This window comes from Treponema sp. R80B11-R83G3 (assembly GCF_054786115.1).
In genome coordinates this window covers 1-2414 of sequence record NZ_BDHF01000155.1, presented here as the reverse complement: position 1 = coordinate 2414, position 2414 = coordinate 1, and the positions used below count along the sequence as shown (strand labels likewise).

3 protein-coding genes are annotated in these 2414 nt (G+C 35.7%); all 3 read right to left on the bottom strand.

What is annotated here, in order from left to right:
- Positions 1–195: 195 nt before the first annotated feature.
- The 3 genes from ACYVRH_RS11865 to ACYVRH_RS11855 all read right to left on the bottom strand — a co-directional run bounded on the left by ACYVRH_RS11865 (position 196) and on the right by ACYVRH_RS11855 (position 2263).
- Positions 196–807: a class I SAM-dependent methyltransferase gene (locus tag ACYVRH_RS11865; RefSeq protein ID WP_461257125.1), complete on the bottom strand. Its 612-nt coding sequence runs from the start codon at positions 805–807 to the stop codon at positions 196–198.
- 333 nt (positions 808–1140) lie between these two features.
- A complete protein-coding gene (gene tnpA, locus ACYVRH_RS11860; RefSeq protein ID WP_461257124.1) occupies positions 1141–1584 on the bottom strand; it encodes an IS200/IS605 family transposase in 444 nt (147 codons plus the stop codon).
- A gap of 112 nt (positions 1585–1696) precedes the next feature.
- Positions 1697–2263, bottom strand: coding sequence for a hypothetical protein (locus tag ACYVRH_RS11855; protein ID WP_461257123.1), 567 nt, complete (start codon positions 2261–2263; stop codon positions 1697–1699).
- Positions 2264–2414 lie beyond the last annotated feature (151 nt).

The window sequence follows — 2414 nt, the reverse complement described above, 5'->3', positions numbered from 1 at the left end:
GAGAGGTATTAACCTGGAACAAGTCCGGACGTTCTTTCACATGGACTAAAAAACCGTCTGAGATACTTGCTAAAATTGAAAAGGCTAAATCATGTTGACATATGTATTTTACAGCACACTAGCCGCCGTTAGGCGGCGTACAGTTACCGACCTGTTATGCGCTGTTGCCCCGTATTTTATATTATATTTTATAATCTATTTATATCCTATACATATAAAAGCATAATGAGGAATAACTTTCCATTCTATATTTTTAAAACCAACATCACAAAATAATTTTTTTATTTCTTTTTTATTATATATATGCACATCACCACGATTAAGATGAGGAATTATTATATTTACAATTTGTCGCAAAGGAAATATTATATTTGTATCACATAGAACAAAACGTCCGCCGTCTTTTAGAACTCTATTTATTTCCAAAAGTGCTTTTTGTGGATTAGGGTAATGATGAAAACTTGATGAACAGCATATGCAATCAAACATATTATTTTCATAAGGGAGATTTTCAGCATCACCTAAAACAAGATTTACATTATTACCAAGACGCTCCTTTGCCTGATTTATCATATTTTCAGATAAATCAATGCCATAACAAGATACTTTTAGATTATTTTTATTTAAATTTTCTATTATTACACCAGTTCCACAGCCAACATCAAGGAAAGTATTTAAAGGATATTGCTTTTTAATTTCTTCCAATAATATATTATAATGAAATCGGGGATATTTGTATTTATTACTTAAATCATACAATATTGCCTGATTATTAAAATGCTCTTTTGTTCTTGTTTTTAAGTCCATACATAAATTATATTTTTTCTTACAATATTTGTCAACCAGTTTAGGGGCAATTGCGCATAACGTTCCGGCGGTAACTGACGTTTTTTTGCGCCCGATAAGGAAAACCGCGAAGCGGTTTTACGGGCGCAAAAAAATGTGGCGGAACAAAAACGCACAAAGGGGCGAAGCCCCGACTGCGTTTTTGTGTAGCCCGAGCCGCCGTAAGGCGGCGATGCAGTTACCGACCTGTTAAACGATGATTTTTTTACCCCACTTTACAATCGCCTTGCGCCATGGACGGCGCAAGGCGTGAGTCAACAACCACCGCCAAAGGCGGTGGCTTGAATGTGGCCTCTAAAAGAGGCCTTCTTGTAGTTCGTGATCCTCGCTGAGCCGCTCGGCGTCTTCTTGATATTTTACATACCTCCGTATTCTTTCCTCATCCATCCCTACCGTCGTAACACAGTAGCCGCGGCTCCAGAAGTGATTTCCCCAGTACGGTTTTGTCCGCAGGTTTTTGTGTTGTTGAAAAACGGCTATCGCCGTTTTTCCCTTTAATATCCCCATTAGCTCCGCTACAGCCAACTTTGGGGGTATTATCGCCACCATGTGGATATGATCGGGCATTATCGTTAATTCTAGTATTTCCACATGCTTCCATTCACATATCGTCCGTATCTTCTTTTCCATATGTTCTTTTATTTCCCCTTGTAATATCCGGTATCTATATTTCGGTGTCCATACCAGATGATAACTACATTGATACACTATATGCGCGGCTTTTTTCCATTTTGCCATTTTCCTACTCCTTCAAGTATTATGGCATAGCCGTCAGTACATGACCACCGCCAAAGGCGGTAGTTTTTTAAATTTCAATAAAATTTTTCAAGATAATTTAAAAATATATTATTTATGGATTGTTATGTTCCAAAACAAATGTTTCTTTAGCAGTATAAATACCATTAACATATATATTCCTAGGCGGACCACTTTTTGTGTCAAATTCTAATACATTAAAGTACATTACAATACCTCCATTAATAATCTCAGGAGCTTTATCTGTTTCTGTCAGGCACATTTTTATATAACTACATGATTTAAGAGCAATAACTTCTGATGGATCTTTTCTAGTAAATAATACATTAATTATGACAATATAACCTTTGGGATTTTCCTCAATTTCTATATCAGATCTTGACGTTTGATTTTCGATCCAAATTTCACTAGCAAATTCATTTTCCCCAGCTAAATTTATATAATTTCCATCATCAACATTCAAGTTTTTATATGATACTGCTGATGTCTGCGTACTGGTTATGCTTCCACTGTTGTCTGAATAACTAACTGTTACTTTTATTGTTTTACCAAGATCGGCTCTGGGTATTGTGTATGTTTGTTCCCCTGCAATTTTTGTACCACTTATGTCCCATTCATAAGACGGCGTACCTGTCTTGTTTTCACTAGACTTGTTCGACAACCTCAAAATATGATATAAATTTATAATGGGCGGGGAAAAAACAAATTATAACGATAAAGCACATGCTTTTAAGCGGATGTTTGGCGTTAAAACACAAACATTTATGAAAATGAAAGAAATTCTTGATAAAGAATACGAGGAAACACACAGA